A 12,495-nucleotide genomic window follows, 5' to 3' on the forward strand; every position below is an offset into this window, starting at 1 on the left:
TGTTATTACTCATGAGGCCACGATGCAAATGACCGCCACCACTGTACCGACATCTGGTTTTTCGTCTTCCAGCACGGTGCGCGCGCCGCGTTGGCGGGCATTCGCGGGCGCTGCCGCCGCCGTGCTCGCGCTGGGCCTCGTGCCTTGCGCCGCCTTCGCCGCCGAACCTCCGAAGGGCGGCGCCGCCAACCTGGCGATGGTCGGCGAGCCGCAGGGACTGGATCCGATGATCAGCACCGCCGATCTCGTCGGCACGATCATGCAGCACGTCTACGAGCCACTCTATACCTTCGATGCGAACTGGAACATCGCGCCGATGCTGGCCGAAGGCATGCCAGTGGTATCGAAGGACGGCCTGACCTACACCATCGCGCTGCGTAAGGGCGTGAAGTTCCACAACGGACGCGAATTGACCGCCGACGACGTGGTCGCGTCGCTGCAGCGCTGGATGGAGCTGTCGCCTCGCGGCAAGTCGGTGGGCAAGGAGGTCGCATCGCTCACGGCCAAGGGGCCGCAGGCGCTGGAGATCAAGCTCAATGCCCCGTACGCCCCGCTGCTCGCGCAACTGGCATTGCCGAGCGGCATGGCGGCGATCATGGCCAAGGAAAGCATCGCGCCGCAGTTGAAGGACTTCATCGGCACCGGCCCCTACAAGTTCAAGGAGCGCCGGCCCGACCAGTTCACGGTGCTGGTGCGGTATGACGGCTATTCGCCACGCAAGGAAGCGCCGAGCGGCTATGCCGGCCGCCGCGAAGCCCTGCTGGACGAACTGCGCTTCGTGCCCGTGCCCAATGCCAACACGCGCGTCGAAGGCGCGCTGTCGGGCCAGTTCCAGTACGCGGACCTGCTGCCCGTCGAGTCCGCCGGCCGCATCGAGAAGGGAGCGCCGGCGGTGGTGCCGATCGTGACGAAGAACTTCGGCTTTCCCTACATCGTGTTCAACACCAAGGAAGGGGTGCTGGCCTCGCAGCCGCTGCGCCGCGCGGTGCAGACCGCGGTCGGGCAGGGTGAGCTGATGGCCGCCGGCTTCGGCGACAACCGCTTCTTCGTGGTCGAGCCCAACTTCTTCCCGAAGGGCACGCCCTACTACTCGGCGGCCGGCAGCAATGCCTACAACACGCGCAATCCGCAGTCGGCTAAGGAAGCCGCAGCCAAGGCCGGCTACAACGGCCAGCCCATCCGCATCATGGCGAGCCGCCAGTACGAGTTCCACTACAACATGGCGCTCGTGATGTCCGAGCAGCTCAAGAAGGCAGGATTCAAGACCGACCTGCAGGTGGTGGACTGGGCCACGCTGGTCCAGCGCCGCAACGATGCCAAGCTGTGGGACGTGTACTTCACGCATTCGGGCCTGTTCCCGGAGCCGATGCTTTCGCCGCCGCAACTCGGCGATGGCGCGCCGGGCTGGTGGGAAACGCCGGCCAAGAAGTCGACGCTGGCCGCCTTCAACCAGGAGACCGATGTCGCCAAGCGCGGCGCGCTGTGGGGACAAGTGCAGCAGACGGTGTATGACGAAGTGCCGTTCATCGAGGTCGGCAAGTTCAACAGCCTGTCCGCGCGCTCGGCCAAGCTCGACGGCTACACGCCCGCGATCTGGCCGTTCTTCTGGAACACCGGCCTCGCCAAGTAAGGCCACGGACCCTCGTCATGCTGCGCTTCCTGCTCACCCGCCTGGCCGGGGCTGTGGCGGTGCTCGCGATCGTCGCGGTGCTCGTCTTCGCGCTGACGCGCCTCGCGTCCGGCGATCCCGTCGCGCTGCTGCTCGGCGACCAGGCCACTGCCGCCGACATCGCCGCGGCCCGCGTGCAATACGGGCTCGACAAGCCGCTGCCGACGCAGTTCGTGCTGTGGGTCGGCGAGCTGCTGCAGGGCAACCTGGGCCAGTCGCTGTTCCTGCAGCGCCCGGTGGCGCAGGCGCTGCTGGAGCGCGCCGAGCCGACGCTGTTCCTCGCATTGTTCGCCGTGGCCATCGCGGCCCTCATCGGCATCCCGGCCGGCATGGCGGCAGCGGTCTGGCGCGGCAGCGCGGCCGACCAGGCCGTCAGCAGCGTCGCGATGCTCGGCGCGAGCGTGCCGAGCTTCTGGCTGGGCCTGATCCTGATCCAGTTCTTCGCCGTCAAGCTGGGATGGTTCCCGGCCTCGGGCTACGGCGATCCGACCTCGCCGCTGCACGAGCGGCTGCATCACCTGCTGCTGCCCGCGCTGGTGCTGGGGCTGCTCAACTCGGCGCTGATCATCCGCTTCACGCGTGCCTCGGTGCTCGACATCCTCGGCGAGGACTACGTGCGCACCGCACGTGCCAAGGGGCTGCCCGAGCGCGTGATCATGGTCCACCACGTGCTGCGCAATGCGCTGGTGCCGATCGTCACGGTGCTCGGCCTCACGCTCGCGCTGATGATCGGCGGCACCGTCGTCACCGAGACGGTGTTCAACCTGCCCGGCGTCGGCAACCTCGTGGTGCGCGCGGTGCTGCGGCGCGACTATCCGGTGATCCAGGGCACGCTGCTCGTGATCGCGGCCATCTACGTGTTCATCAACCTCGGCATCGACTTCATCTACACGCTGGTCGATCCGCGCATCCGGCTGGAGTCCAAATGAAGGCGGCCCTGTCATCCTTTGCCGGCAGCCTGCTGCCGATGGCGCGCCGCCTGTTCCTGCGCCGGATCGTGCTGGCGTCGGCGCTGGTGCTGCTGCTGGTGGTGTGCGTGGCGGTGATTCTTCCGCTGGTGTCGGACGCCGACCCCGGCGCGATCGAGATCAGCCAGCGCCTGCATGCACCTTCGCTCGAACACTGGGCAGGCACCGACGAGCTTGGCCGCGACGTGATGCTGCGCATCGTGCACGGCGCGCGCTATTCGCTGCTGATCGGCTTCATCACCGCGGCCGGCGCCGTGCTCTGCGGCACGCTGCTGGGGATGCTGGCCGGCTTCTTCCGGCGCCTGGACGCGCCGCTGATGCGCGTGGTCGACGCGATGATGTCCTTCCCCGACATCCTGCTGGGCATCGCGCTCGTGTCGATCCTCGGCGTGTCGCTGTGGAACGTGATGCTGGCGCTGGTCATCGTCTACACGCCGCGCGTGGCGCGGGTGGTGCGCGCCACCACGCTGGTGTTGCGCGAACTGCTGTTCGTCGATGCGGCGCGGGCGCTCGGCGTGCGCACGCCGCGCATCCTGCGCAAGCACATCCTGCCGAACCTGATGTCGCCGATCCTCGTGCAGGTGACCTTCATCTTTGCCTACGCGATCCTGGCCGAGGCGGGGCTTTCGTTCCTCGGCGTCGGCGTGCCGCCGGACATTCCAACCTGGGGCACCATGATCGCCGGCAGCCTCGAGTACGCCGACAAGGCCTTCTGGACCATCTTCTGCCCGGGCCTTGCGATCGTGCTGACCGCGCTGTCGCTGCAGATCCTGGGCGACGGTGTGCGCGACATGCTCGACCCCAAGCTGAGGAAAGCCGCATGAACCAAGCCAGTGATTCGAATGCATCGCCGCGGCTCGAAGTGCGCGGGCTCTCCACCTCCTTCGCGACCGAGGCCGGGCGCGTGCAGAGCGTGGCCGATGTGTCCTTCACGATCCGCCCCGGCGAGACGCTCGCGCTGGTCGGCGAATCGGGCTCGGGCAAGTCCGTGACCAGCCTCACGCTGATGGGCCTGCACGCCCGCACCTCGCAAGCGCAAGTGCAGGGCGAGGCGTGGTTCGTCCAGCGCGACGGCCGCCGTGTCGACCTGCTCGCCATCCCCGAAGCCGACAAGCGCAGGCTGCGCGGCAACGAGCTGGGGATGATCTTCCAGGAGCCGATGACCAGCCTCAACCCGGTGCTGACCATCGGCGAGCAGATCGCCGAATCGGCGCGGCTGCATCTGGCGCTCGACCGCAAGGCCGCGTTGGCGCATGCGCGCCGCATGCTCGAACTGGTCGAGATCCCCGCGGCCGGACAGCGCGTCAACGAATACCCGCACCAGCTCTCCGGCGGCATGCGCCAGCGCGTGATGATCGCGCTCGCGATGGCATGCAACCCGACGCTGCTGATCGCCGACGAACCGACCACGGCGCTCGACGTGACCATCCAGGCGCAGATCCTCGCGCTCATGGGCCGGCTGCAGAAGGAGACCGGCATGAGCATGCTCTTCGTCACGCACAACCTGGGTGTCGTCGCGCAATACGCCGACGCGGTGGCGGTGATGTATGCGGGGCGGATCGTCGAGTCCGCACCGGTGCACGACTTGTTCGCGCGACCGGCGCATCCCTACACGCGCGGGCTGCTGGCGTGCTTGCCGGGCGTCGCGCGGCGTCGCGGTGCGCACGCGTTATCGGGACGTCGTCCGCAACTCGTCGCGATTCCCGGGCAAGTGTCGAGTCCCTTCGCACCGCCGCCGGGCTGCGCCTTCGCGCCGCGCTGCGTGTACCGCCGCGAGGCCTGCGAGGTGTGCGTGCCGAAGCTGGAACCGGCCGGTGGCGGGCGCATGGTGCGCTGCATCGGCTTCGTCGAGAACGTGGAGAAAGCCGCATGACGACAGCAACTCTCGCTCATGACAACCTGCTCGAAGTCCGCAACCTGCGCAAGTACTTCGGCAAGGGGAGCCACCCCGTGCGTGCGGTGGACGATGTGAGCTTCAGCATCCGCAAAGGCGAGACGCTGGGACTGGTCGGCGAATCGGGCTCGGGCAAGAGCACCATCGGCCGGCTGCTCACGCGCCTGGTCGATCCGACCGACGGCGAGATGCTCTATCAGCCTGCCGCATCGGAGGCGACGCCGCGCGATCTGGCGGACCTGTCGCAGGCGCAGTTCCGGCCGCTGCGCTCGAAGATCCAGATCATCTTCCAGGACCCGTACGCGAGCCTCAACCCGCGCATGCGCATCCGCGACGTGCTGGGTGAGGCCCTCGACACGCACGGTCTCGCCAAGGGCAGCGCGCGCAAGCCGCGCATCGAGCAACTGCTGCAACAGGTGGGCTTGCGCCCCGAGCATGCCGACCGCTACCCGCACGAGTTCTCCGGCGGCCAGCGGCAGCGCATCGGCATCGCGCGTGCGCTCGCGGTGGAGCCGCAGTTCATCGTCGCGGACGAACCGCTATCGGCGCTCGACGTGTCGATCCAGGCGCAGGTGGTCAACCTCTTGGGCGAATTGAAGGAGCAATTGGGCCTCACGCTGCTCTTCATCTCGCACGATCTGGACGTGGTCGAATACCTTTGCGACCGCGTCGTCGTGCTGTACCTGGGTCGCGTGATGGAGATCGCGCCGACCGAGTCGCTCTATGCGAATCCCCGGCACCCGTACACGCGTGCGCTGTTGGCGGCGGCGCCGATCCCCGATCCGGCGCAGCGCCGCGTGGTGCCGCTGTTGCAGGGCGATCTGCCGAGTCCGGCCAACCCGCCGTCGGGCTGCGTCTTCCGCACGCGCTGCCCGATGGCCGAGGAACGCTGCGCGAGCGCCGACATGCAACTGCGCGAGGTGCAGTCCGGGCACTGGCACGCCTGCTGGCGCGATGATCTCTGACAAGGAACGAAAAATGAACGAAGAGTTGATCCTCGACCACCGCAGCAAGAGCTTCCCGCTGGAAGCCGCGCCGTGCCGTGCGGCCGACATCGGCAGCAAGGGATGGAACGTGCTCGCAGATGATCTGGCCTATCCGCTGGCCGTCATTCACCGTTCTGCACTCGCGCACAACATCGCCTGGATGCAGGACTATGCGAAGCGCAAGGGCGTGCTGCTCGCACCGCACGGCAAGACCACCATGTCGCCCGAGCTGTTCGAGCTGCAGCTCGCCGGCGGGGCCTGGGGCATGACGTTTGCCACGATCTACCAGCTCGCGGTGGGCGTCGAGGCCGGTGCGCGCCGCGCCATCATCGCCAACCAGGTGCTGTGCGATGCCGACCTCGATGGGCTGGACATGCTGCTCGCCGGGCACAGCGACCTGCGCGTGTGGTTCCTGGTCGATTCGATCGCGCAACTCTCGCTCATCGAGGACTGGGCCGCCCGCCGGCAGTCCCATCGCACCTTCGACGTGCTGCTGGAGATCGGCATTCCCGGCCAGCGCACAGGTTGTCGCACGCTGGGCGAGGCGCTCGAGCTTGCGCGGGCCATTTCGCAATCGCCCGTGGTGCGTCTCGGCGGCATCGAATGCTATGAAGGCGGACTGGCGCGCTGCGACAGCGAGCATGACGCGCGCGAAGTCACGGCGCTGGTGGAGCGGGTCCTCGAAGTCACGCGGCGCTGCGATGAGGAACGCCTCTTCGGCGAAGACACGCCGATGCTCACCGCCGGGGGCTCCGCAGTGTTCGATCTCGTGATCCCGCTGCTGCGTGCACAGGGGCTGTCGCGGCCCATGCAGGGCGTGCTGCGCTCGGGCTGCTACATCACGCACGACAACGGCAACTACGCCCGCTTCCTCAAGCAGGTCGAGCAGCGTGAAGGCCTGGACAGCTCCCTGCGCGCGGCGCTCGAAGTCTGGTCGATCGTGCAATCGGTGCCCGAGCCGGGGCTCGCGCTGCTGACCTGCGGCCGCCGCGACATCTCGTACGACATCGAAATGCCGATACCGGTGCGGCACGCGCCCCGCGGTGCGCGCGCCCCGGCGGCAACGCCGGCCGACTGGAAGATCAGCGCGCTCAACGACCAGCATGCCTACCTGCGCTTCGATCCGGCGGGCACCGTGCCGAAGGTCGGCGATCGCGTGGCGCTGGGCATCTCGCACCCGTGCACCACCTTCGACAAATGGCGCTGGCTCGCGCTGGTGGACGACGACCTGGCCGTGACCGGCGCCATCGGCACGCGCTTCTGATGACCGCGATGAACAGTTCCCTGCTGCAGCGCCTGCGCGAAAGCATGGCTGCACTGCCCGCGGCGCAGCGCAGCGTGGTGCAGGTCGTGCTGGACGAGCCGCGCGCCGCGGTGGCCGCGACCGTGGAGCAGCTCGCGCAGCAGGCCGGCGTGTCGATGCCCACCATCGTGCGCACCTGCCGCGCCTTCGGCTTCGATTCGGTGCGCGAGTTCATGCTCGCGCTGGCGCAGGACCTCGCGGTGACCGGCTCCTACCTGCACCGCAGCGTGCTGGCGGAGGACAGCGCGAGCGACGTCACCAGCAAGATCATCCATGCGGCCGTGTCCTCTCTGACCGAGCTCGGCCGGCGCATCGACGTCGACCTGCTCGATCGGGTGGCGACGCGGCTCGCGGCAGCGAAGCGCATCGACTGCTACTCGGTGGGCGCCGCTTCCACCTTCATGGCGAGCGAGCTGCAGAGCCGGCTGTTCCGCCTGGGTTGCACGTCCAACGCGATCTTCGATGCGCACCAGCAGCTCGTGTCGGCCAGCACGCTCGGACCCGAGGGCGTGGCCTTCGTGATCTCGCACGTGGGCCGCATGCCCTACACGCTGGAGGCGGCCCGCTTCGCGCGATCCCAGGGCGCCACGGTGATCGCGTTGACGCAACCCGATACGCAGCTGGCCGAGATCGCGGACCTCGTGATCGGCGTCTCCGTGCCGCAGGACGCGGTGATGCGCGTCGGCACCGAGGCCTACCTCGCGCATCTGGTGGTCATCGAGATCCTGATGGTGCGCCTCGCGCAGAAGCTCGGGCCGTCCGTCACGCGCGGGCTCCAGCAGTTCAAGCAGTTGCTGCACAAGCATGGCTTCGACAGCGCCGAATACTCCGGCGCCACCGAGGCCACCGACGAAGAAACATGACCATGAAAGACAAGGCCACTGCCACGCTCCTCAAGAGCGGCCAGATCGTCGACGGCGGCGGCACGCCCGGATGGGCGGGCGACGTGCTGCTCGTGGGCGAGCGCATCGCGTCGGTCGCCCCCCCGGGGCAGACGTCGCCGCAGCTGCTCGCCGACCTGCGTGCCGCCGGCGGAGTGGAGGAGATCGATTGCACCGGCATGGTCGTCGCGCCCGGCTTCATCGATGTGCACACGCACGATGACGCCGCCGCGATCGAGAAGCCCGACATGCTGCCCAAGCTCTCGCAGGGCGTGACCACGGTGATCGTCGGCAACTGCGGCATCTCGCTGGCGCCGGTGGTGACGAATGCACCGCCGGCACCCCTGTCGCTGCTGGGGCGCGGGCAGTTTCTCCATGCCACGATGCGTAGCTATGCCGATGCGGTGAATGCGGCGCGTCCCGGCGTGAATGTCGCTGCGCTGATCGGACACACGGCCCTGCGCATGCGTCACCTCGCATCGATCGACCGTGCGGCCAACGAGCGCGAGCGCGAGGCGATGGCCGCCGACATGCAGGAGGCCATGGATGCGGGCGCGCTGGGGCTCTCGTCGGGCGTGTTCTACGAGGAAGCGTATGCCGCGGATCTCGACGAGCTCGTGGCCGTGGCCAGCGTGGCCGCGCGCAACGGTGGCGTCTATGCCACGCACATCCGCGACGAACTCGCTGGCATTCTTCCGGCGCTGCAGGAGGCGGCGCTGACCGCGCGCCGGTCCGGACTGCCGCTTGTCATCTCGCACCACAAATGCGCCGGGCCCGACAACTGGGGGCGCACGCGCGAGACCCTGCCGCTCATCGAGGAATTGGCCCGCGGGCAGGAGATCGGCATGGACGTCTATCCCTACACCGCGGGCTCCACCGTGCTGCGCGAGGACCTCGTCGACGGGATCATCGATGTCCTCGTCACCGGCAGCGAGCCGCACCCGGAGATGGGCGGCCGCTACCTGGCGGACATCGCGACGACATGGGGCGTGTCGCAGCAGGAAGCCGCCGTGCGCCTGAAGCCCGGCAATGCCTGTTACTTCCAGATGCGCGAGGACGATGTGCAGCGCGTGATCACGCACCCGCTGTCGATGATCGGCTCGGACGGCCTGCCGCATGACGAGCGCCCGCATCCGCGGCTGTGGGGTGCATTCCCGCGCGTGCTGGCCAGCTACTGGCGCGAGAAAGGTCTGCTGCGTCTGGAAGAAGCGATCCACAAGATGACCGGCATGTCGGCCGCGCGCTTCCGCATCGGCGAACGCGGGCTGATCAAGGCGGGTTTCATGGCGGACGTGGTGGTGTTCGATCCGCTGCGCGTGAAGGACGCCGCGACCTTCGAGCAGCCGCGGCAGTTCAGCGAAGGCATCGAGCGCGTCTGGGTCAACGGCGCGTTGAGCTACACGGCCGCCGGCCGTGCGACGGGCGCGCGTGCGGGGCGCTTCGTCGTGCGCGCGCCATCGGCGGGCGCGTCTGGCTGAACTGTTTCTTTGAACCCTGGAGCGCGAGATAGCGCTTCGCGTCGGTCGCCGGCCATCAGGGTTTGTCCTGCCGGGTGTCGAATTCAATCATCATATGATTCGATCGACATCGGAAGGCCGGAGGGACAAACGCATGACAGGGACCAGTGCTTCGAACGCGACCGCTCGCCCCGAGCTGCTGGCCGTCGCGCCCTTGATGCCTTTTCTCATGGAGGCCCTGCGGCGCGAGTACACGGTTCACGACCGCATCCACGTCAACGATCCGGCGGCCTTCGCCGCGGTGGCGCCGCGCATTCGCGGCGTGGTCGCGAACGGCGAAGCCAAGGTCCCGCGCGAACTGATCGCCCAGCTTCCCGCGCTCGAAGTGATCTCCGTGTTCGGCGTCGGCTACGACGGCATCGATGTCGCCGCCGCGCACGAACGCGGGGTGCCGGTTACCAACACGCCTGATGTATTGAACGACGACGTGGCCGATCTCGCGATCGGCCTGATGCTCGCCGTCGCGCGCCGCATTCCGCAGGCAGATCGATTCGTCCGCAGCAACGAATGGGCGAACGGCCCGATCGCGTTGAGCCGCAAGGTCACCGGCAGCCGCGTCGGCATCGTCGGCATGGGTCGTATCGGGCAGGCCATCGCGCAGCGCGCGAGCGCCTTCAAGATGGACATTGCCTACACCGCGCGTTCGCCACGCGCGAGCGTCAACTACACCTACTACCCGGATGCCGCCGCGCTCGCGGCGGCGGTGGATTTCCTCATCGTCATCACGCCGGGCGGCGCCGCCACCCGCGGGATGATCGATGCGCGCGTGCTCAAGGCACTTGGGCCGCAGGGCTACCTGATCAACGTCGCGCGCGGCAGCGTGGTCGACGAGCCGGCCTTGATCGAAGCGCTGCGCGATGGCGTGATCGCAGGTGCCGGGCTCGACGTGTTCGCGAACGAGCCGCACGTGCCCGAAGCATTGCGCTCGATGCCCAACGTTGTGCTCACGCCGCACATCGGCAGTGGCACGAAGCAGACGCGCGAAGCGATGGGCCAGCTCACCTTCGACAACCTGCATGCGCATTTCACCGGTGCGCCGCTGCTGACCCCGGTCGACGCCTGAACAGCGCACATGAGCAAGAGCACCCACGGTCGACGAACGCTGGATCTGCTGGGTGAGGCGATCGTTTCGCGCCGCTATGCGATCGGCGCGCCGATGCCGTCCGAGCCGCTGCTGTGCGAGGAATTCGGCGTGAGCCGCACGGTGGTGCGCGAGGCCGTGAAATCGCTCGTCGCCAAGGGGCTCATCGTGACCGGGCCCAAGGTCGGCACGCACGTGCTGCCGGACGACCAGTGGAACTGGTTCGACCCGGACGTCATCACCTGGCAGGCGCGCGCGGGACTCACGCCGGAGTTTCTGCGCGACCTGCAGGACCTGCGCCGCGCGGTGGAGCCCGCGGCGGTACGCCTTGCGGCGGAGCGTGCGACTGCCGAGGACATCGAGGAGATCGAGGCCGCATTCGCCGGCATGAAGCACGCGGTCGAATTCGGCGGCGACTACGTCACCTTCGACCTGCGCTTTCATCACGGCCTGCTGCGTGCCGCCCAGAACCGGATGCTCGCGCAGATGAGCAAGGCCCTGCACGCGCTGCTGCGCACCAGCTTCGAGATTTCCACCGTCAAGAAGGATGGCCCCGCCATGTCGCTGCCGATGCACCGCGCGGTGCTCGACGCGGTGATCGCGCACAACCCGGCAAAGGCGGAGCGGGCCATCATCAAGCTGATCGACGGCGCTCGCGAGGACATCGAGGAGGTCCTCGGCTCGCGCCGCCGCCTTCCGCGCCTGGGCCGGCCGCCGCCGCGCCTCAAGGCGGCGTGAGGCCGTGAGACGGCCCGATTCGTTTTTCTATCCTATTCATAACCAGGAGACAGCGACATGAAACTGAAGGCATTGATGGTCCCCGTGCTGATGGCGATGGGCCTTACCGTCGCCGGCCAGGCGGCCGCGCAGGAGAAGCTCACCGTCTGGTGGGTGAAGGGCTTCTACAAGGCCGAGGACGACGCGCTCTTCGCCGCCATCAAGAAGTTCGAGGAGAAGCACAAGGGCGTCAAGGTCGAGCTGTCCCAGTACCCGGTGCAGGACATGATCCCGAAGACGGTGTCTGCCCTCGACTCGGGCAGCCCGCCGGACGTGGCCTACGCCGACGTGTACGACTTCCAGGTCACCGGCAAGTGGGCCTTCGACGGCAAGCTGGAGGACATCAGCAACGTGATCGCGCCGATGGTCGGCCGCTTCGCACCCAACACGGTCGAGACCACCTTCCTCTACAACGACCAGACGAAGTCGAAGGCCTACTACGCCTTCCCGATCAAGCAGCAGACGATGCACATCAACTACTGGATCGACATGCTGGCCGATGCGGGCTTGAAGGAGTCGGACATCCCGACGACCTGGAAGGACTACTGGTCGTTCTGGTGCGAGAAGGTGCAGCCCGCCAGCCGCCAGAAGACCGGCAAGCGCACCTTCGGGACCGGCATGCCGATGGGCGTGGACTCGAGCGATTCGTTCTATTCGTTCCTGACCTTCGCCGATGCCTACAACGTGAAGATGGTGAACGACAGCGGCAAGTTGCTGGTCGACGACCCCTCGGTGCGCGCGGGCCTGATCGCCGCGATGACCGACTACGTCGCGCCCTACCAGAAGGGCTGCACGCCGCCGTCTTCCACGAGCTGGAAGGACCCGGACAACAACGTCGCCTTCCACAACAAGACGATCGTGATGACCCACAACGCGACCATCTCGCTGCCGGCCAAGTGGCTCGACGACTCGAACAACGCGTCGCTCACGCCCGAGCAGCGCGAGGAGGCCAAGAAGAACTACTTCGAACGCATCCGTACTGCGGGCTTCCCGTCCAAGCCGGACGGCAGCAAGATGGTCTACCGCACCGCGGTGAAGACCGGCGTCGTGTTCAAGGACGGCAAGAACAAGCAGCGCGCGAAGGAGTTCGTCACCTTCCTGATGCAGGAGGAGAACCTCACGCCGTACGTCGAGGGTTCGCTGGGCCGCTGGTTCCCGGTGACCAAGGCGGGGCAGGCGAGCCCGTTCTGGCAGGCTGATTCGCACCGCAAGTCGGTCTACAACCAGTACGCGGCCGGCACGGTGACCTTCGAATTCACGAAGAACTACCGCTTCACGATCCTCAACAACGAGAACGTGTGGGCCAAGGCGATGAACCGCATCGTGAGCGACAAGGTGCCGGTGGACAAGGCGGTCGACGAGATGATCGAGCGCATCAAGACGGTCGCGCGCTCCGGCGCCTAGTTTCGGAGGCAGCCA

General features: G+C 67.6%; 11 protein-coding genes. All 11 read left to right on the forward strand.

The window, feature by feature from the left end:
- Positions 1–28: 28 nt before the first annotated feature.
- The 11 genes from WKW77_RS09050 to WKW77_RS09100 all read left to right on the forward strand — a co-directional run bounded on the left by WKW77_RS09050 (position 29) and on the right by WKW77_RS09100 (position 12,480).
- Positions 29–1,630: an ABC transporter substrate-binding protein gene (locus WKW77_RS09050; protein WP_340356520.1), complete on the forward strand. Its 1,602-nt coding sequence runs from the start codon at positions 29–31 to the stop codon at positions 1,628–1,630.
- Between the two features lie 17 nt (positions 1,631–1,647).
- A complete protein-coding gene (locus WKW77_RS09055; RefSeq protein WP_340356521.1) occupies positions 1,648–2,598 on the forward strand; it encodes an ABC transporter permease in 951 nt (316 codons plus the stop codon).
- Positions 2,595–3,461 carry an ABC transporter permease gene (locus WKW77_RS09060; RefSeq protein WP_340356522.1) on the forward strand — a complete coding sequence of 289 codons (867 nt, stop codon included), beginning with the start codon at positions 2,595–2,597 and terminating at the stop codon, positions 3,459–3,461. Before WKW77_RS09055 ends, WKW77_RS09060 begins: the two co-directional genes overlap by 4 nt.
- Positions 3,458–4,510 carry an ABC transporter ATP-binding protein gene (locus WKW77_RS09065; protein ID WP_340356523.1) on the forward strand — a complete coding sequence of 351 codons (1,053 nt, stop codon included), beginning with the start codon at positions 3,458–3,460 and terminating at the stop codon, positions 4,508–4,510. Before WKW77_RS09060 ends, WKW77_RS09065 begins: the two co-directional genes overlap by 4 nt.
- Positions 4,507–5,496: an ABC transporter ATP-binding protein gene (locus WKW77_RS09070; RefSeq protein ID WP_340356524.1), complete on the forward strand. Its 990-nt coding sequence runs from the start codon at positions 4,507–4,509 to the stop codon at positions 5,494–5,496. Before WKW77_RS09065 ends, WKW77_RS09070 begins: the two co-directional genes overlap by 4 nt.
- Positions 5,497–5,509: 13 nt before the next feature.
- The gene (locus WKW77_RS09075) at positions 5,510–6,781 is read left to right on the forward strand and encodes an amino acid deaminase (protein ID WP_340356525.1); all 1,272 of its coding nucleotides are present in this window, start codon (positions 5,510–5,512) and stop codon (positions 6,779–6,781) included.
- An 8-nt stretch (positions 6,782–6,789) separates the two neighbouring features.
- Complete coding sequence (locus WKW77_RS09080) at positions 6,790–7,683, forward strand: MurR/RpiR family transcriptional regulator (protein WP_340356526.1); 894 nt, start codon at positions 6,790–6,792, stop codon at positions 7,681–7,683.
- 2 nt (positions 7,684–7,685) lie between these two features.
- Positions 7,686–9,179, forward strand: coding sequence for an N-acyl-D-amino-acid deacylase family protein (locus WKW77_RS09085; protein ID WP_340356713.1), 1,494 nt, complete (start codon positions 7,686–7,688; stop codon positions 9,177–9,179).
- A gap of 133 nt (positions 9,180–9,312) precedes the next feature.
- Positions 9,313–10,281, forward strand: a complete 969-nt coding sequence (locus tag WKW77_RS09090; RefSeq protein ID WP_340356527.1) for a 2-hydroxyacid dehydrogenase — start codon at positions 9,313–9,315, stop codon at positions 10,279–10,281.
- A 9-nt stretch (positions 10,282–10,290) separates the two neighbouring features.
- On the forward strand, positions 10,291–11,037 hold the full coding sequence (locus WKW77_RS09095; protein WP_340356528.1) for a FadR/GntR family transcriptional regulator: 747 nt from the start codon (positions 10,291–10,293) through the stop codon (positions 11,035–11,037).
- A 57-nt stretch (positions 11,038–11,094) separates the two neighbouring features.
- On the forward strand, positions 11,095–12,480 hold the full coding sequence (locus WKW77_RS09100; RefSeq protein WP_340356529.1) for an ABC transporter substrate-binding protein: 1,386 nt from the start codon (positions 11,095–11,097) through the stop codon (positions 12,478–12,480).
- Positions 12,481–12,495 lie beyond the last annotated feature (15 nt).

The sequence above is a fragment of the Variovorax ureilyticus genome (assembly GCF_037889935.1).
GTDB classification, from domain to species: Bacteria; Pseudomonadota; Gammaproteobacteria; order Burkholderiales; family Burkholderiaceae_C; genus Variovorax; species Variovorax ureilyticus.

Coding starts and splice junctions, on each gene's coding strand:
- WKW77_RS09050 (WP_340356520.1), top strand. CDS start 29: ATGACCGCCACCACTGTACCGACATCTGGTTTTTCGTCTTCCAGCACG.
- WKW77_RS09055 (WP_340356521.1), top strand. CDS start 1,648: ATGCTGCGCTTCCTGCTCACCCGCCTGGCCGGGGCTGTGGCGGTGCTC.
- WKW77_RS09060 (WP_340356522.1), top strand. CDS start 2,595: ATGAAGGCGGCCCTGTCATCCTTTGCCGGCAGCCTGCTGCCGATGGCG.
- WKW77_RS09065 (WP_340356523.1), top strand. CDS start 3,458: ATGAACCAAGCCAGTGATTCGAATGCATCGCCGCGGCTCGAAGTGCGC.
- WKW77_RS09070 (WP_340356524.1), top strand. CDS start 4,507: ATGACGACAGCAACTCTCGCTCATGACAACCTGCTCGAAGTCCGCAAC.
- WKW77_RS09075 (WP_340356525.1), top strand. CDS start 5,510: ATGAACGAAGAGTTGATCCTCGACCACCGCAGCAAGAGCTTCCCGCTG.
- WKW77_RS09080 (WP_340356526.1), top strand. CDS start 6,790: ATGAACAGTTCCCTGCTGCAGCGCCTGCGCGAAAGCATGGCTGCACTG.
- WKW77_RS09085 (WP_340356713.1), top strand. CDS start 7,686: ATGAAAGACAAGGCCACTGCCACGCTCCTCAAGAGCGGCCAGATCGTC.
- WKW77_RS09090 (WP_340356527.1), top strand. CDS start 9,313: ATGACAGGGACCAGTGCTTCGAACGCGACCGCTCGCCCCGAGCTGCTG.
- WKW77_RS09095 (WP_340356528.1), top strand. CDS start 10,291: ATGAGCAAGAGCACCCACGGTCGACGAACGCTGGATCTGCTGGGTGAG.
- WKW77_RS09100 (WP_340356529.1), top strand. CDS start 11,095: ATGAAACTGAAGGCATTGATGGTCCCCGTGCTGATGGCGATGGGCCTT.